Consider the following 17870-nt stretch of genomic DNA (forward strand, 5'->3'; position numbering starts at 1 on the left):
AAATGAGCACTCAAAAAACTACAAAAACAAATGCTTCTGTCTCTCATTTTATTGATAGCATAGCCCATCCTACAAGAAAAGAGAATAGCTCTCAACTTCTTTCTATGATGAATGACATAACCGGTATGGAACCTAATATGTGGGGTGACAGTATAATAGGGTATGATGAGTATCAATATAGCTACGCTTCTGGTCGAGTAGGAAACTGGCCTATGATTGGTTTTTCTCCACGCAAGCAAAACCTGAGTATTTATATAATGCCCGGATTTAATAAGATGGGAGATTTATTAGAAAAACTGGGTAAGCACAGAACGAGTGTTTCCTGTTTATATATCAATAAACTATCAGATGTTGATCTTGAGATATTAAGAGAATTACTTAATCGAAGGTATGAGCTCATGAGAAGAAAATATTAAAGATTTTAACTAGTAAATCTAAATCAACTATAAACAGCTGATTTTTAGTTTTATAAAAATAAATATCATAAAATTTGTTGTTTATCCTTAAATACTTGTAACACTTTACAGAAAAGGACTACCTATACCTCACTAAGCCACCAACCATTGAACAAAGAAACTGAAGACAAGTTTGTAACTCTTTTACAGGAGAACCAGAACATTGTGCATAAGATCTGTAGATTGTATACAAACAATCAGGATCAACACAATGATCTGTTTCAAGAGGTTACCATACAGTTGTGGAAAGCATTTCCTAAGTTTCGCGGAGATTCAAAATTTAGTACTTGGATGTACCGTGTTGCTTTAAATACTGCCATCACCCTGTATCGTAAATCAAAAAGAACCATACAAACACAAGACTTTGATACTGTGATGTTTCGTATTTCATCAGAAGAATATGATGACACCGTAGAGCAACAACTAAAATTAATGTACAGCGCAGTCAAAGAGCTTAATGATATAGACAAGGCACTTGTGTTCTTGTATCTAGAAGATAAAAATTATAGTGAGATCTCTGAAACACTAGGTATTACTGAAGTAAATGCCAGAGTAAAAATGAACCGAGTGAAGACGAAGCTAAAAAAAATATTAAATCCATAGTATTATGGTAGACGAATTAGAATTATTAAAGAAAGATTGGAAAAAACAGGAAGGCAGCCTTCCAAAATTTTCTAGAGAAGACATTTATCCCATGCTTCTTAAAAAATCATCATCCATTATTAAATGGATTTTAATTATAAGTATTATTGAATTTGCATTTTGGATCATACTTAATCTTGTATTGGAACAAAAAGACTCTAATGCTGCTTTTGAAAAGAAAGTAGGTATAGAAACAGTAGATACTGTATTGCTTGCCATTAACTATGCGGCACTTATATACTTTATCATTAGATTTTACTTGAACTATAAAGCAATACAATCTACCGATAACGCAAAAGTATTGATGAAAACAATTTTAAAGGCAAGAAATACTGTTAAACAATATATCTGGTTTAACGTTAGCTTCATTTTTGTAGGAAGCATCGTTGTATTTCTCATTGCGTATTATAACGATCCAACTACTTTTGATATTACTAGTCCTATTATGTTAGTATTGACTCTGCTTATTGTTATGGGTATATTAATAGGAATATTACTTCTTGTATACAGGCTTATTTATGGTCGTTTAACCAGAAGATTAAAGTCTAATTATGAACAGTTAAAAAAGCTAGAAGTTTAATTATGGGGGATTAAATTTCTATAAAGGTAATTTGCTTTATAGCAGTTACCTTTTGGTAAATAAAGAGAGCTACCGTATGGTAGCTCTCTTTTATAAATTAACATCTAGTTTTATTCTTAATATTCCCACTGTCTTGTTTTATTAAGCTCTTCTTCTGCTTCAATTTCTTCTATTGGTATAACCTTTAAAAAGGAAGGATGTTGCTCGATAGCAAACTCTAACTGTTCTACAATCTTCTCTATAGAATCATTTTCATAATCAATTTCTAAAGGTTCTTTAATTTCAAAAGACTGTAAAATTCCACGTTTTTTTATACGAAGTCCTTTTTTATCAAAACTTCTTCTAAAACCATCAATGACGATAGGTACAACAATAGGCTTATAGTTTTTTATAATATGTGCAGTCCCTTTTCTAATAGGTTTCCAAGGCTTAGTAGTTCCTTGAGGAAAAGTGATGACCCATCCATCATCTAAGGCAATTCCTATATTTTCTGTGTCTTTTAAATTGACCTCTCTTTCTACTTCTTTACCTTTCTCTCGCCATGTACGACTTACAGTTATCGCGCCAGCATACGCTAGAATTCTTGGTAAAATACCAGACTTCATCGTTTCTCCTGCTGCAACATAGTATAAGTTGAGTTTTGGGTCCCATAGGTACCCTATATTTTTTATAGAATCTACACGACCACTTAATGTGGCATTAAAGACATGAAACATAGACACCACATCTGCAAAATAGGTTTGGTGGTTTGACACAAACAAAACACCTTTATCAGGCAAGTCTTTTAATACATCTGAACCTTCAATATAAAGTTCATTAAAACCTTGATAGCGCCTATGTGTAAGTGCGCCAGCAATACGAATAAGCCAGCGTTTTAAAAATAATATATGTCCAAATGGATTTTTCTTAAATAACCCCATTGATAAATTTAAAGTTGGTATGAAACTATTTTTGCTTTCGCGAAAGCGAAACAAGCAGCTTACAAAGATACAAAAGTCTTACATTTTGCTAGAAGCCTCTAATAGAGACCTTACCTCATTGAGCATCATCGCCGTTGCTCCCCAAACAATATAATTATTCAATTTATAAGCTGGCACCTCCATATCCTCCATATAGGATGTAGAAAGTCGCTCCTTAACTAGTGATTTTTCTGATAAAAATTCCTTAAGAGGTACCTCAATAAGTGCTTCTACCTCATCTTCTTGAGCTTTAAAATCGGGGTGATATTTTGTATATCCTATAAAAGATTGCACCCAAAAGTTACTAGGCGGTATATATATATTTGTAAGTTTACGTACTACGGTTATCTTATCTTGTGGTACACCCACCTCCTCTTCGGTTTCTCTAAGTGCGGTATGGGCAAGATCCCTATCCTCCTGCTCTACTTTCCCACCCGGAAAACCTACTTGATTAGAATGAACGCCTTTGTACGTTTTACGTAAAATTAGAATAATGTGCGTTTCATTTTTACCGTTAGGATATAACAATGCCATTACAGCCGCCTGCCTAGGTTTTTTCTTAATTATATCTTGTTCTTTTAGCTCTTTTATACGATCCATAGGAGCCATTTCAAGCTGTACTTCTCTTCCAGGAAGCGGTAGATTTCTTATTTTTGAAACCATTTCTAAAAAGGACTCAAATTTCATTATGCGTATATCTATAGGATTAGCCTTGATACTTCTTGTAAGCACAAGCTGTCAAGATAAGAAAACTCAAGAAAAAATTATACCTAAATCTTTATCTGTAAAAGATACTATCACAGAAAAAGAGCAAGAAATAATTGAGCTTCCTTTTGGCAGTATGGGCACTCCAAATAATCCAACTATAAGGGATCAATCAGAGCTCATAAAGTTTCTTACAGACTATGGACTAGAAAATCCAGAAAGAAAAGTGCGTATTAACACACGTTTTGGAGACATTGAAGTTCGCCTCTTTGAAGATACTCCACTTCATAGAGCAAATTTTATTATGCTAGTTAAGAATAAGTACTTTAATACTACCCAGTTTCACAGAGTGTCTCCTAATTTTGTGATTCAAGGAGGAAACAATGATACTCAGACCACAAGTAGAAACCGGGCGAGTTTTGGCAATTACCTTATTCCTAATGAAGCGAGCTCAAAGCATTCACATGTGAGAGGTGCATTCTCATCTGCAAAATACACAGAGCAAAATGTGAGTAATGCTACTGCACCTTTTGAGTTTTTTATTGTTCAGCCACAGCGCGGTGCACATCATTTAGATGGTGACCACACAGTATTTGGCCAGGTTACAAAAGGAATGGAGGTTGTAGACAAAATTAATCAACTAGAAGTTGATGGTAGTGAATGGCCTTATGAGAATGTATACATGAAAATAGAACTCATTGATTAAATAACTAACCTCGCTGTCTTCTCGCTTCAAAAATGAGAATTCCTGCGGCGACAGACACATTCATCGAATCTATTTTACCCCGCATGGGGATTTTTATATTTTTTCCCACACTACGCCAAGCTTCAGTGAGGCCTGTAGCTTCAGTACCCACAACTATGGCAGATGAAGTTTTATAGTCTATCACATCATACGCTACTGCATCTTGTAAAATTGCACTGTGTATATGTATATCTTGAGACTGTAGGAAGGATATTACTTCGCTGGTAGTTGCTGTCGCAATTTGAGTAGTAAATACACAACCCACACTAGAACGTATGATATTGGGATTGTAAAGGTCTGTACGTGGATTTGCAATAATCACAGCATCTACTGCTGCTGCATCTGCAGTACGTAATAAAGCTCCTATGTTTCCAGGCTTCTCAGGAGCCTCTGCAACAAGTATTAGTGGGTTTTTAGGTAATAAAAGATCCTCTAGTTTGTTGTGCTGTGCTTCTGCAAAAGCAATGATCCCTTCTGTGCCTGCTCTGTAAGCAACTTTTTGATACACCTCTGTTGAAAGTGAAATAAGTAGAACATCTGGTGCAGACACAAATGCACCTACCTCTTTCTCGCTCATTAGTTGTTCATTAAAATAAACTTCTGTAAGCCTGTATCCTCCTGCAATGGCTAGTTCTATCTCTCGTATACCTTCGATAATAAAACCTTTTTCTTTCTTGCGAACTCGAGATTTTTCTTGCAATTGTAACAAGCGCTTTACTGCTGGATTTTGTAAGCTAGAAATGTGTTTTATCATAGTACAAAGTTAGATAATTGCTCCTTGTTTTATTTGATCATTTACACAAAAGAGTTTTTATACGCTTTCGCGAAAGCGTAAAAGCAACAAACCTTCAATTCTCTGGAATCCTTCTTCTATCATTATCCTAGTAATTCCCAATTACAGTTTGAGGTGGCGTTCTGAGCATTACCTTAAACGCCTAGGTACATACAAATAATACCAACTTAATCATATAACCGGTTGAGGTTAATAAAATTTACGAAGTGAGAACTTTTGTAGAGAACATTAAAATATGATAGGAAAGTATCCTCAAGCTATTGTCCCACCTTTACACCTTTTCATACATTTGCATTCTTAAAACAAATGATCAAATGAAGGATACTGCCTTAACTAAAATACATGAAGCACTTGGAGCAAAAATGGTTCCTTTTGCAGGATATAATATGCCTGTCTCTTATGAAGGGGTTACTGTAGAACACGAAACCGTCAGAACGGGAGTTGGCGTTTTTGATGTATCACATATGGGTGAGTTTCTCGTATCTGGAGAAAATGCTCTAGCATTATTGCAGTGGATATGCTCAAATGACATTTCTAAAATTGCTGTGGGTGGTGCACAATATAACTGCTTACCTAATGATACAGGTGGTATTGTAGATGATCTTATTGTTTACAGAGTTAAAGAAGATCAGTATATGCTTGTAGTAAATGCAAGTAATATTGATAAAGATTGGGCGTGGATAGAAAAGCAAAATATGCTCAAAGGATTTGACGCAGAAATGCGTAATATTTCGGAGAGTCACTCATTACTTGCCATACAAGGTCCTAAAGCTATTGAGGCTATGCAGTCGCTTACAGAGGTAGACCTTTCTGCTATTAAATTTTATAATTTTGTCGTGGCCCCATTTGCGGGACTTCAGCATGTAATTATAAGCGCAACTGGATATACAGGTAGTGGTGGTTTTGAAATTTATTGTAAGAATGAAGAGGTTGCACAACTTTGGGGTAAAGTTTTTGAAGCAGGTGAATCTTATGGAATAAAACCTATAGGCCTTGCTGCTCGTGACACCTTACGATTAGAAATGGGTTATTGTCTTTATGGAAACGATATAGATGACACCACATCTCCACTTGAAGCTGGTTTAGGCTGGGTTACAAAATTTACTAAAGACTTTGTCCATAGCGATCATCTTCTAGCACAAAAAGAAGCTGGTTTATTTCAAAAACTCATAGGCTTTGAGCTTACAGAACGAGGAATTCCCCGTCAAGGATATGAAATTTTAGATGACCAAGGCACTAAAATAGGGCAAGTAACTTCTGGAACTATGGGGCCTTCTGTAGAGAAAGGAATTGGAATGGGGTATGTTGATATCGCTTTTTCAAAAGCAGGATCAAAAATAAATATTCAAATACGTAAGAAAGTAGTCCCTGCAACTGTTGTGAAAACTCCTTTTTACAAAAAATAAATCACTAACACTTAAGCCCCAAATCCTAAGGGTTAATTTTTTAGGATCTGGGGTTTTCTGTATAATATATTGAGTTATCGCATTTAAAAAATCAAAAGATAAAATTTTAATTCTAGGAGCAAGCGGTTTTCTAGGTGGAGCGCTATATAAAGAGCTTTACCGGTATTATAACACTTTTGGAACTTATCATTCTGGAAACATATATAGCGATAATCAACATTACTTAAGGTTTAGTCTAGAAGATGATGATGTGTTTGAGCTACTTACAAAACTGAGACCTTCTGTGATCATATCTGCACTAAGAGGTTCTTTTAAAGACCAACTAGAGACGCATGAACTAATCGTTGCATATGCACAACAATCTGGGTCTCATGTGGTCTTTTTATCAAGTGCAAATGTTTTTGATGCCTTTACAAATTATCCTAGTTATGAGAATGACAAAACGCTCTCTGAAAGCATTTATGGAAAATTAAAAATAAGAATCGAAACCTTATTAATGCGTCATTTACCAGAAGAGCAATATGTGATTGCAAGATTACCTATGACCTTTGGTGTTGCATCGCCTCGTATAGAAGAGCTTAAAAATAAACTTCTATTAGACGAGGCTATTGAAGTTTTTCCTCATCTTGTTATGAATACGACAACTCAAACAAAGGTGTGCCAGCAATTACACTATATCATTAATAGAAAATTGCATGGTATCTTTCACCTAGGCAGTACTGATCTTATTCACCACAAAGAATTTATACATGAGCTTCTTATTATGCTAGACCTCAATAGAAAGCCAAATTATAAAAATGTCTATACGAGTAATTTTGACCGTTATCTTGCCGTATTGCCTAGAGATAACAAACTACCTAAACATCTTCAAATTACAAATGAAATGGTAATTGAGGGTTCAAAAAAGTATAATTCTGATACTTTATAATTAGTGCGATACACTTTTTATATCAATACACTTTGTAACTTTAAGTTCTAATAATAAAACAACTTTTTATGCCTTGGCACCTTTACCTTATGGCCGCAATATATATTATTGCTGGAACGATGCACTTTATCACTCCAAAAGTTTATGGGGCAATTATGCCCTCATACATCCCTAATAAACGTGCTATGGTTTTTTGGAGCGGTATTGCTGAGATTGCAGGGGGTGTAGGTCTGCTTTTTGAAGAGACTAGAGCGATCGCCGTTTGGGGAATTATAGTTATGCTTATCATATTCTTTACAGTGCATATCGATATGCTTTCTAACGAACGACTCAAAGGAAGATATCCTAAATGGCTTTTATGGGCTCGCATTCCATTACAATTTGGATTGATCTATTGGGCATATATATACCTTCCATGATGGAATTATTTGATTCTTTCCCACAAAAATTAAACCTCCCAGAGGCAGATGTTGTGTACTACCCTGCAATTTTTAATAAAAAAGAAGCAGCTCACTACTTTGAAACCTTATATAAAAACACCCATTGGAGACAGGATCAAATAAAAGTATATGGAAAAGTATATCCGCAACCTAGACTCACAGCACTTTATGCTAACAATAGTAAACCTTACTCCTATTCAAATATTACTATGCATCCAGAGCGTTTTACTTTCGCTTTAAGCGAAATTAAAAAAAAAGTGGAGGCTATCACAAACGTGTGTTTTACCACTTGTTTGTTAAATTTATACCGAGATGGTCAAGATAGTAATGGGTGGCATGCAGACAACGAAAAAGAACTTGGCACAGAACCTGTCATTGCTTCGGTGAGTCTAGGTGCAGAAAGAACTTTTAAGTTAAGAAAGATCAGTGATCATCGTATTAAAACAAAACTCACTTTGGAAGCTGGAAGTATGCTAATAATGAAAGGAACTACACAACATAAATGGCAACACCAAATTCCAAAAACTTCAAAAAACGTAGCTCCTAGAATAAACCTCACTTTCAGAATTATAAATAATTAGAAACAATCCTTTGTAGCTATTCTATAGAGTATTGAAACAAGAGGACTAAAAGAGTCCTTACCACAAGTCTGAAAGCCTATTTACCTTATACTTTAAGAAATGCTTGAGACTGCAAATATCTTCCTATTTCTAACTTCAGGTCTAGGTAGGTATCGTAGTACGTTCTCGTATGATTTTAATTTAAATAAAATTTGTAACTTTCTGATAATTAGTTAAATTACAATTACTACATATTGATTTAAAAAATTTTAAAATATACACTGATATATATCTATGCAACGCTTTAATCTAGATGATAGCTTTACTATTAAAAAAATCACAGAAAGTGAGCGCTATCATGATGTAAATACTCATAACTATTTTCAAATTGTGTTTATAAAGGATGGTAAGGGCAAGTATTTTATTAATGACTTTAACCTATCTTATGAAAAAGGAGATGTGTTTTTTATAACACATGATGACAAATACTGGTTTGAAATTAATAAACGAACCACATTCCACTACTTTCAGTTTACAGAATTATTGTTTTCTGGTAAAATAAATTTTACAGACAAGACCAACTGGCTGCAACCCATTGAATATCTCATTAAATATCCAAAAATAGCACCCGATGATATCGTCATTGATGCTCAGGATAATAAAACTATCTGGGATTTACATCATATTATTATGAGTGAGTTTGAAATGAAAAAGCATTTTTTTGAACATAATATCTCAAATGTGGTTAGCACGATCTTAAGTATTCTTGTTAGAAATATAAAAAATTCTACTTCTTCCAAAAAAGATTTTAAAAACAAAGAGATTAAAATTGACGAAGTCATCAATTATATAAAACAATACGTTTATGATAAAAACCTTTTGAAGGTAAGTGCGTTAGCAAACCGATTTAATATGACTAAAAGTGGCCTGAGCGCTTCGTTTAAGAAGAATACAGGCGAGTCTATTCATCATTATATTTTAATGTACAAACTAAGTCTTATTAAATACAGACTACTACATACAGACTTTACAGTGTCTGAAATTGCGTATCAACTTGGCTTTACAGACGAGAGTCATCTTACACGTATTTTTAAAAAATACAACCATATGACTCCTAAGCAGTTTAAATCTTCAAATTGTAATGAAACAAGCTTACCCGAGTAACTCATTGAGAAGGCTCGCAAGACGTACACCACCTTTATGAAGTTGCCCCTTAAGCGTTTCAAAATAGTCATACATATACCTATAGCTTAGCTTTTCTCCAGATTTTGTATTCTGGTAAATATCTTTCACAAGTATACGACTTTCCTTCATCCAATCTCTATGTGTACCTGCTGACATAGCTCTGCGCTGTTTCTTAGAAAACGCTGGCATATTGTCACTGATCTCAGTATAGGACATTCCGTAGCTATCAATCATTTTTGTATCCCACACAGAATGCAGATTCGTTCCCTTATTAAACCACTGGACTTGAAAGTCATTACCTCCCTTGTCATCAGATAGCCCTGTATGTAATGGTTGGTGTAAATCTCCAATAAAATGAATAAGAAGTTTTAAATGGAATGCTTTCTCTTCTCTACTTGTTGTTTTTGATTTTATTTTATCAATACAAATATCTATCCCTGCAATAAGATCTCCTCGCTCACTTTTAGGGTGTACATCGTAAGTGGTGTCAAATGGTACATTCACATAATGCCAAGGCCCGTAAGATCTATACTTTCCATCACTTTTAATTTCATCTGCATAGGTAGAAGTAAGGGCAAGTGATTGCCCATCGAGAAGTTTTGCAATTGCTTTACGTGCTTTACGTGATAAATACTTTTCAGCTATAGCACCTGTAGTTCTATGGCCTGTTTGCCCCCAATCATAGGCATTTGCATTTGTAATAAAAGTCGTAATAAAGAAAAGAGTTACTAATACACGCATTGTTGTTTTTTTTTCAAATGTACAATGAAAACTACAATTGCCTACTTAAATTCCTTAGACAATGGCACTATATTGGATATAAGGATCGTTAAGTTTATTATATAGTTTCCGCTTTCGCGAAAGCATAAACAAGCTTATCTTTAATATTTAAATACCATATAATATGATTCTGAGATTCTTATTTGAACTGCTCCCAACAAAATGGTCCTTTTTTGCTGCACTTCTATGTACCTCCATAATATCTGTTTCTCAAGAATATGGAGGAAATGAAGAGTTACGTATTAATAGCAACGTTTACGGAACGTTGCTCACTCCAGATCAACCTACCACTACATTAGCCATTATTATTCCTGGCTCGGGTCCAACAGATAGAAATGGAAACCAGCAGATGGCTCGTAGTAATACCTTAAAACTTCTTGCAGAAGGGCTTGCTCAAAAGGGAATTGCTAGCTATCGGTATGATAAGCGAGTTCTAACCTTACTTAAACAAAATGCTCTTAGAGAAGATAAATTAAGTTTTGATATGTTTATAGATGACGCTATCTCCACTGTGAGTTTCTTTAAAGAAGAAGGGCGATTTTCTAATATTTACATTATAGGCCATAGTCAAGGATCGTTAGTAGGTATGGTAGCTGCACAAAAGACTTCTGTAGATGGATATGTGTCTCTTGCTGGTGCTGGACAATCTATAGACAATACTATTGTTAATCAGATAGCGCTACAAATGCCAGATTTAGAAAAACAAGCCATCAATGCTTTCAAAACTTTGAAAGAGGAAGGGGCTGTAAAAGATTTTTCTCCTGCATTAAATTCTATTCTAAGACCATCTTTACAGCCATTTATGAGAAGTTGGATGGTATATGACCCTCAAGCTGAGATCGCAAAGCTTGAAGGTGAAAATGTGTTGATTCTCACAGGTGATAATGATGTTCAAGTCTCTTTAGAGGAAGCACATTTGCTACAGGAAGGCAACTCTAAGGCAACTCTTATAGTAATAGATGGTATGAACCATGTCTTGAGGATTATAAAAGGTGATGACTTAGAGAATACAAAGTCTTATAACCAACCTAATTTACCACTTGCACCCGAGGTCGTAAATACTATCGCACAATTCATTTTAGACTAAGCGAGAGGTTTTAAATTTTGTGTTTTAAAATTTAAAATTTTTTACTTCACCTACTTTATTAGGTATTTTTTCTATTTTCGAGCTTTTCAGTAATTCACTGGTTTTAATGAGTACGCTTTCGCGAAAGCGTAATGAATTTGATATTTATGGAAAGTACACCTTTTTTTACAAACGATGCTATTGTCTTTGGCTTAATCGCATTGGCTCTGGCATTTATTTTTTATACAGCTAGCAAAAAAGACGGATTTTGGTCTAAATTTTATGGTATTATTCCCGCGCTTCTTTTATGCTATTTAATTCCTGCTATTTTTAACTCCTTAGGATTAATAGATGCAGAGAGTAGTCAGATTTATTATGTAGCGAGTAGGTATTTACTACCTGCATCACTTGTTTTAATGACGCTTAGTATAAACTTAAAGGCTATTGTAAACCTAGGTCCAAAGGCGCTCATAATGTTCTTTACAGGAACAATTGGTATTGTTATAGGTGGACCTATCGCTATTTTATTAATTGCTACAATATCTCCAGAAACCTTAGGAGGGGTTGGACCTGATGCTATATGGAGAGGGCTTTCTACCTTAGCTGGAAGCTGGATAGGTGGAGGTGCAAACCAAGCGGCGATGCTAGAGATTTATGAATACAATCCTGAAAAATATGGAGGAATGGTATTGGTTGATATCGTGGTGGCAAATGTGTGGATGGCAATTCTATTATTTGGCATAGGAAAGTCTAAAAAAATTGATAACTGGCTACAGGCAGATACCACAGCTATTGAAAGGTTAAAAGAGAAAGTATCTACGTTTGCAGAAGGTGTTAAACGTAACCCTACTCTTAATGACTTAATGGTGATGCTGGGTCTTGCTTTTGGGGCCGTAGGAATTGCTCACTGGGGAGCAAGTGGTATGTCATCACTATTTGCAGATATCCCTAAAGATTCTGCACTAGCGTCGTTTAGCTCTACCTTTTTCTGGATGATTACCATTGCTACTTTAATAGGAATTTTGCTGTCTTTTACAAAAGCAAAAAACTATGAAGGTGCGGGAGCTAGTAAATTTGGGAGTGTTTTTATTTACATTCTTGTCGCCTCTATAGGCATGAAAATGGACTTAACCACCATATTTGAAAATCCTGGCCTTATTGCTATTGGGTTTGTTTGGATGTCCATTCACGCTGTATTATTAATTCTTGTAGCAAAATTAATTAAGGCTCCATTCTTTTTTATCGCGGTTGGAAGTCAAGCAAACGTGGGAGGTGCAGCCTCTGCTCCTGTGGTTGCAGCAGAGTTTCACCCATCATTAGCAAGTGTAGGTGTGCTCCTCGCTGTTTTTGGGTATGTAGTAGGAACGTATGGAGCAATTTTGTGTACAATTTTAATGGAAATGGCATCTGCAAGCTAGCAATTTATATAAAATAATAGCATCTTTGCCAGCTAACTAATACCCCCGTCATGAAAAGATTTTTAACAACTTCTTTAATTGCTATTCTTTTAATTTCCTGCTCAAAATCAGGAAACCTTACCGTCTCTGGTACTGTAAAGGGATTAAAAAAAGGAACATTGTATATGCAACGTATTCAAGACACAGCACTTGTTAATATAGATTCTTTAGAAATAGATGGCGATCCAGAATTTGAATTCATAATTGATATCAAAGAGCCAGAAGTTATGTATTTACATCTTGACAAAATTGATGACTCTGGTTATGATGACCGTATTCCTTTCTTTGCAGAAGCTGGTGAAATAAACATCACAACTTCTTTGAAAAACTTTGAAGGATTTGCTGCTATTGTAGGGTCTGAAAATCAAATGCATTGGACAGAGTTTCAAAATATGAACAAAAAATTTAATGATAAAAATCTTGACCTCATTAAAGGATCTTTTGAAGCACAACAGCAAAGTGACCAAGAAAAAATTCTTGCGTATGATGATAGCTTACAAAACTTATTAAAGCGTAAATACCTCTACACTGGAAATTTTGCAGCAACAAAAAAGAATTTAGAGGTCGCTCCATACATTTTACTTACACAAATACCAGACGCAAATACTGCCTACCTTGATACGTTATATGGTAAACTTGATCGTAAAATCAGGAAGTCAAAGTATGGAAAAGAGTTAAAGAAATTAATTAAACAAAGGCAATCAGAATAAACACGTTCCTTCTTACGGCCAAGTTATTAAATTAGATTATTTTTGCACTCAAAATTAGAATAATGGCAAATATTAGAAATTTAAAAAAAGATATCAATTTTGTTTTAGGAGACATCATTGATGCTGTATATATCTGGGAGGCTTTAAATCCTAAAGAAGATACAGCAAAAAGTGAAGCTATTGTTGATGATGCTATCGCAACCTTTGATACCTTAATCGCTAAGGTAAATGATCGTAAAGTAGAAAGTAAAAGCAAGCAGCTTAAAGAAGTACGCGTAGAACTTGAGAAAGAAGCTACTTCACTTGTAGAGCGTATTAATAAGCTTTAAAAAAAGTTGCAATAAGGTGTTGCACATATGATACGATTGCTATTATATTTGCACCCGCAATGCCGATGTAGCTCAGCTGGCTAGAGCAGCTGATTTGTAATCAGCAGGTCGTGGGTTCGAGTCCCTCCATCGGCTCAAAAAGTCTTCCTATTTAGGAAGACTTTTTTGTTTTCACCTCTTCAAGCTTTATCTTTAAGTAGTCTCATAAGACTTACCTTTCTTTTTAAACAATTTTTAAGTAGCATTTTTGTGTAGCAAAATGTGCACTATCAAACTAATACATTATATGCAAAAACAACATATGAAAGAACACACATATCCTAGAACATTTTCCCATATTGGAATAACAGTACCCAACATCCATAAAGCAGTTAAATTTTATGAAAATGTGATGGGTTGGTACGTGATAATGCCTCCATCTACTGTTAAAAAAGAAAGTAATACAGCTATCGGACAGATGTGTATCGATGTCTTTGGCGAGGATTGGGAGCATTTTGAAATTGCCCATATGTCTACCTCTGACGGAATAGGTATTGAGCTTTTCTCATTCCCACACGGAATCAAAGAACCACCAGAATTTAATCCATTCAACACAGGACTTTTCCATTTTTGTGTTCAAGATCCGAATATCGAAAGTTTAACTAAAAAAATTATTCAGGCTGGTGGAAAACAAAGAATGCCCATACGTGAATATTACCCTAATGAAAAACCATTTAAAATGGTTTATGTAGAAGATCCATTTGGTATCGTCTTTGAAATTTATAGTCACAGTTATGAGTTAACATACTCCTCTGGAGCTTATCAAAAGTAAACCTTAAAGCCTAAAAGACCTTACATCTTTATTTGAACGAATTCAAATTTATTAGGGTTTTCATCAACTACTCCGGAAAATCTAAAGAGGCGCTAAATCTATACTACTTCTTTACAATGAGTCAAAAATTTAATATAAGAAATGTAAGATTAGAAGAATTTGAAGATATAGGTGAACTTATGGTTAGTGTGTATTCTCAACTAGACGATTTTCCTAAAAAAACAGAGCAACCAGACTACTATAATATGCTCTTAAATGTAGGTGAACTAACCAAGAATGAGCATACAGAGTTAATAGTAGCTATTTCTCAAAAAAATAAAGTAGTTGGGGCTGTAGAATATTTCAGTGATTTAAAAAACTATGGCTCAGGAGGTGTCATTAGCAAAATACAAAATGCTTCAGGATTTAGATTATTTGCTGTAGACCCTTTAGAAAGAGGAAATGGATTAGGAAAAATGCTCACCTATGAATGTATTTACCGTGCAAAAATTTCAAATAAAAAGCAAGTTTATATTCACTCAACAAAATCAATGCAAGTTGCATGGAGCATGTATGGAAAGTTAGGCTTCTCAAGATTTCCAGATATCGATTTTATGCAAGAAAAACTTTCTGTTTACGGCTTTAAGCTTAATCTTGATTAATTATATATTATAATAAATTAGAAGCATATTTATGTAATCGTAATCTCACTTTTAGATGAAGCTCTCGAGATACATTTTTTTGTTTTTTTTGCTTTCGCGAAAGCGTACTCTTATAAGCCTATATTAATTACCCCTTGCTATACTTAAAACTAATTTATGTGTATTAATACAAAAACTTATTTACAAGAAACTATATAGTAATAAATAGATCTTTTTTAAATTAATGATAAATTTGTAAAATGAAAGTGAGCCTAATAAGTATCCCTGTAAGAGATCAAGAGAAAGCGTTGCGTTTTTATACTGAAAAATTAGGCTTTTTGAAAAAGAAAGATGAACCGGTAGGCGGTGGTAATAGATGGTTAACTTTAGTTTCAAAAGAATGGCAGGATGGGCCAGAGATTTTATTAGAACCTGCTCCAAACCATTTTGAGCCGTCAAAAGTATATCAAGATGCGCTAATGAGAGCTGGAATTCCTTGGACTCAATTTGACGTGAAAGATGTTGATACATACTATGAACGCTTATCCTCATTAGGTGTAGAGTTCAGCGTTACACCCACTGAGACAGGAAGTTTTAAAATTGCAATTTTTAATGATACTTGCGGTAATAATATTCAACTCGTTGAGCAGCTATAAATAATACGCTCTAAAATCAAATATCAATAATTAATATGAAATACTTTTTTACACTACTCGTAATTGCAACATTCGCAATTAGTTCTTCGGCTCAAAAAACCAATCCAAATTATGATGCAGTATTAGCAGAAAAAGTAGGAGCTGATGATTATGGAATGAAGACATTTGTATTTGTTATTCTCAAAACAGGAAGCAATACCTCAACAGATCAAGAACTAAAAAACAGTTCTTTTGCCGGTCATATGAGCAATATAAATCGTTTAGTTGAAGAAAAAAAAATGATTGTTGCCGGGCCCATGCTTGAAAATGAAAAATCTTACAGAGGTATATTCATTTTAGATGTGCCATCTATAGAAGATGCAAAAGTCCTTCTAGAAACTGACCCTGCCATAGCAAATAAATTTTTAGAGCCCGAGCTATTTATGTGGTACGGTTCTGCAGCATTATCAGAGTACCTAGAAGCTTCTGATAAAGTATGGAAAATTGGTTTCTAGTAAATCAGAACTAAAAACACATAGCTATAAAGCCTTCAAATGTAATTTCACTTTATAGTATTATCCCTTATTCATTAAGGTTTCTAAACTATATAAAGGTTTTACAGTTTGTTCATACCACAAGATCTCTAGCCTATAGGAATCATAGATATCTTATTTACACTACCTTCTCCAGAAAGAAGCTTTAATAAAACAAAAAGTTTCTAACAGAATCCATCACCATGTTAGAGGTAGTACTATAAAGCCAACAGCGAGCAACAAGCACGGACTTGCAACGTATAGCCCGATCCTTTTTTTCTATCGGGTAACCCCAAAAGAGTTTATTGTAAACGCTATTAAACTCAAATCTAGCTTACATCCTTAATTAAAGTTTACGTCTTTTCTTTTCCGCTTTGAGAAGTTCCAATTCACGGTTTGTTTGTCCAGCTACAGATGTGTTCTCTTCTGCACGGCGTATTAAGTATGGCATTACATCTTTAACAGGGCCAAAAGGCATATATTTTGCTACATTATATCCTTTATCTGCAAGATTAAAACTTATGTGATCACTCATTCCATACAATTGTCCAAACCAAACACGCTCGTCATTTACCGCTAACCCTATCTCATGCATAATCTCCGTGGCAAGTAAACAACTATCCTCATTATGCGTACCTAAGAATGGTGACATGTCTTTTATATGGTCAAATATATAACGGAGGGTGTGGTTAAAATTTTTGTCTGTAGCAGCTTTATTTGCGCAAATGGGAGTCAGGTATCCTTTTTCTAAGGCTCGCTGGTTTTCTTTTTCCATATAAGCTCCCCTTACGATCTTCACTCCTACTCTAAAATCTCTTTCTATGCCTTCTGCATGTAACTTTTTAAGATAGTCTAATCTATCGTGACGATAGCATTGTAAGGTGTTATACACAATAGCTTTCTCTTTGTTATATTTTGCCATCATTTCTGTGACAAGTGTATCTGCAGCATCTTGTATCCAACTTTCTTCTGCGTCAATGAGGATTTCAATATCACAATCATAAGCTGTTTTACAGATAAGATCGACACGCTCTTTAACTCTTTTCCATTCCCGCTGTTCTGTTTCTGTAAGCGATTTCTTCTCGTTTACTTTTTGCCATAAAGCAAATCTTCCTACACCAGATGGTTTAAAAACAGAGATAGGCATCGCTTCTTTATGCTCGCTGAATTTCGTGAGACTGATTACCTTATTCATACATTGATCAAAAGAGGAATCTTCCTCTTTTCCTTCTACAGAATAATCTAATACGGAGCATACGTTTGCTTCGTAAAGCTTATCAACGGTACTCATACAATCATCTTCATTTACACCTCCACAAAAATGATCAAACACAGTAGAACGTATCAATCCCTCTACTGGTAGGTTTGCATTAAGCGCAAAGCGTGTAACTGCAGTTCCTATGCGCACTAGCGGCTGTTTTGATATCATTTTAAACAAGAAATAAGCGCGTTCTAATTCACTATCAGACTTTAATGCAAAAGCATTTTTTGTGTTCTCAAAGAGAGATGACGTTAAAGTATCGTTCATTTT

The 17870-nt window shown here is 34.7% G+C and carries 22 protein-coding genes and 1 tRNA gene; 18 read left to right on the plus strand and 5 right to left on the minus strand.

What is annotated here, in order from left to right; translation table 11 throughout:
• Positions 1–2: 2 nt before the first annotated feature.
• The 3 genes from OD90_RS03400 (at position 3) to OD90_RS03410 (ending at position 1677) form a co-directional block, all read left to right on the plus strand.
• The gene (locus OD90_RS03400; RefSeq protein ID WP_144666579.1) at positions 3–416 is read left to right on the plus strand and encodes a DUF1801 domain-containing protein; all 414 of its coding nucleotides are present in this window, start codon (positions 3–5) and stop codon (positions 414–416) included.
• A gap of 147 nt (positions 417–563) precedes the next feature.
• A complete protein-coding gene (locus tag OD90_RS03405) occupies positions 564–1058 on the plus strand; it encodes an RNA polymerase sigma factor (protein ID WP_144666582.1) in 495 nt (164 codons plus the stop codon).
• Between the two features lie 4 nt (positions 1059–1062).
• The gene (locus OD90_RS03410) at positions 1063–1677 is read left to right on the plus strand and encodes a hypothetical protein (RefSeq protein WP_144666585.1); all 615 of its coding nucleotides are present in this window, start codon (positions 1063–1065) and stop codon (positions 1675–1677) included.
• A gap of 116 nt (positions 1678–1793) precedes the next feature.
• Here OD90_RS03410 and OD90_RS03415 read toward each other — a convergent pair whose 3' ends face one another.
• Together OD90_RS03415 and OD90_RS03420 are read right to left on the minus strand one after the other, a co-directional pair.
• Entirely contained in the window at positions 1794–2597 is an 804-nt protein-coding gene (locus tag OD90_RS03415; RefSeq protein WP_144666588.1) for a lysophospholipid acyltransferase family protein, read from the minus strand.
• A gap of 78 nt (positions 2598–2675) precedes the next feature.
• Entirely contained in the window at positions 2676–3323 is a 648-nt protein-coding gene (locus OD90_RS03420; protein ID WP_144666591.1) for an NUDIX hydrolase, read from the minus strand.
• Between the two features lies 1 nt (position 3324).
• Between OD90_RS03420 and OD90_RS03425 the strand changes: the two genes are divergently transcribed.
• Positions 3325–4047 carry a peptidylprolyl isomerase gene (locus OD90_RS03425; RefSeq protein WP_144666594.1) on the plus strand — a complete coding sequence of 241 codons (723 nt, stop codon included), beginning with the start codon at positions 3325–3327 and terminating at the stop codon, positions 4045–4047.
• 4 nt (positions 4048–4051) lie between these two features.
• Here OD90_RS03425 and OD90_RS03430 read toward each other — a convergent pair whose 3' ends face one another.
• A complete protein-coding gene (locus OD90_RS03430; RefSeq protein ID WP_144666596.1) occupies positions 4052–4840 on the minus strand; it encodes a TrmH family RNA methyltransferase in 789 nt (262 codons plus the stop codon).
• Between the two features lie 353 nt (positions 4841–5193).
• Here OD90_RS03430 and gcvT point away from each other — a divergent pair, with 353 nt between their 5' ends.
• The 5 genes from gcvT (at position 5194) to OD90_RS03455 (ending at position 9377) form a co-directional block, all read left to right on the plus strand.
• Positions 5194–6285: a glycine cleavage system aminomethyltransferase GcvT gene (gene gcvT, locus OD90_RS03435; protein ID WP_144666599.1), complete on the plus strand. Its 1092-nt coding sequence runs from the start codon at positions 5194–5196 to the stop codon at positions 6283–6285.
• A 109-nt stretch (positions 6286–6394) separates the two neighbouring features.
• Complete coding sequence (locus tag OD90_RS03440; RefSeq protein WP_315897481.1) at positions 6395–7213, plus strand: sugar nucleotide-binding protein; 819 nt, start codon at positions 6395–6397, stop codon at positions 7211–7213.
• Between the two features lie 68 nt (positions 7214–7281).
• Positions 7282–7632, plus strand: a complete 351-nt coding sequence (locus OD90_RS03445) for a DoxX family protein (protein ID WP_144666605.1) — start codon at positions 7282–7284, stop codon at positions 7630–7632.
• Positions 7629–8234: an alpha-ketoglutarate-dependent dioxygenase AlkB family protein gene (locus OD90_RS03450; RefSeq protein ID WP_315897468.1), complete on the plus strand. Its 606-nt coding sequence runs from the start codon at positions 7629–7631 to the stop codon at positions 8232–8234. Before OD90_RS03445 ends, OD90_RS03450 begins: the two co-directional genes overlap by 4 nt.
• Positions 8235–8507: 273 nt before the next feature.
• Complete coding sequence (locus OD90_RS03455) at positions 8508–9377, plus strand: AraC family transcriptional regulator (protein WP_144666607.1); 870 nt, start codon at positions 8508–8510, stop codon at positions 9375–9377.
• Here OD90_RS03455 and OD90_RS03460 read toward each other — a convergent pair.
• Positions 9366–10139 carry a S1/P1 nuclease gene (locus OD90_RS03460; RefSeq protein ID WP_144666610.1) on the minus strand — a complete coding sequence of 258 codons (774 nt, stop codon included), beginning with the start codon at positions 10137–10139 and terminating at the stop codon, positions 9366–9368. The genes OD90_RS03455 and OD90_RS03460 overlap by 12 nt on opposite strands.
• 163 nt (positions 10140–10302) lie before the next feature.
• On the opposite strand from OD90_RS03460, the gene OD90_RS03465 reads away from it, so the two are divergent.
• The 9 genes from OD90_RS03465 (at position 10303) to OD90_RS03505 (ending at position 16321) form a co-directional block, all read left to right on the plus strand.
• Positions 10303–11265: an alpha/beta hydrolase gene (locus OD90_RS03465; RefSeq protein ID WP_144666613.1), complete on the plus strand. Its 963-nt coding sequence runs from the start codon at positions 10303–10305 to the stop codon at positions 11263–11265.
• A gap of 146 nt (positions 11266–11411) precedes the next feature.
• Positions 11412–12662, plus strand: a complete 1251-nt coding sequence (locus OD90_RS03470) for a DUF819 domain-containing protein (protein WP_144666616.1) — start codon at positions 11412–11414, stop codon at positions 12660–12662.
• Between the two features lie 50 nt (positions 12663–12712).
• Positions 12713–13411, plus strand: coding sequence for a DUF4369 domain-containing protein (locus tag OD90_RS03475; RefSeq protein ID WP_144666619.1), 699 nt, complete (start codon positions 12713–12715; stop codon positions 13409–13411).
• Positions 13412–13473: 62 nt separating this feature from the next.
• Positions 13474–13740 (plus strand): hypothetical protein, encoded by a 267-nt coding sequence (locus OD90_RS03480; RefSeq protein WP_144666622.1) that lies wholly within the window; start codon positions 13474–13476, stop codon positions 13738–13740.
• A 61-nt stretch (positions 13741–13801) separates the two neighbouring features.
• Positions 13802–13875 (plus strand) — tRNA-Thr (locus tag OD90_RS03485).
• Positions 13876–14041: 166 nt separating this feature from the next.
• Positions 14042–14551 carry a lactoylglutathione lyase family protein gene (locus tag OD90_RS03490; protein ID WP_144666625.1) on the plus strand — a complete coding sequence of 170 codons (510 nt, stop codon included), beginning with the start codon at positions 14042–14044 and terminating at the stop codon, positions 14549–14551.
• A 116-nt stretch (positions 14552–14667) separates the two neighbouring features.
• The gene (locus OD90_RS03495) at positions 14668–15192 is read left to right on the plus strand and encodes a GNAT family N-acetyltransferase (protein ID WP_144666628.1); all 525 of its coding nucleotides are present in this window, start codon (positions 14668–14670) and stop codon (positions 15190–15192) included.
• Positions 15193–15431: 239 nt separating this feature from the next.
• Positions 15432–15827, plus strand: a complete 396-nt coding sequence (locus OD90_RS03500) for a VOC family protein (protein ID WP_144666631.1) — start codon at positions 15432–15434, stop codon at positions 15825–15827.
• Positions 15828–15862: 35 nt separating this feature from the next.
• Positions 15863–16321, plus strand: coding sequence for a YciI family protein (locus tag OD90_RS03505; RefSeq protein ID WP_144666634.1), 459 nt, complete (start codon positions 15863–15865; stop codon positions 16319–16321).
• Positions 16322–16685: 364 nt separating this feature from the next.
• On the opposite strand, the gene OD90_RS03510 is transcribed toward OD90_RS03505, so the two are convergent.
• Positions 16686–17867 carry a proline dehydrogenase family protein gene (locus OD90_RS03510; protein WP_144666637.1) on the minus strand — a complete coding sequence of 394 codons (1182 nt, stop codon included), beginning with the start codon at positions 17865–17867 and terminating at the stop codon, positions 16686–16688.
• Positions 17868–17870 lie beyond the last annotated feature (3 nt).

Source organism: Dokdonia sp. Hel_I_53 (genome assembly GCF_007827465.1).
Lineage (GTDB): Bacteria > Bacteroidota > Bacteroidia > Flavobacteriales > Flavobacteriaceae > Dokdonia.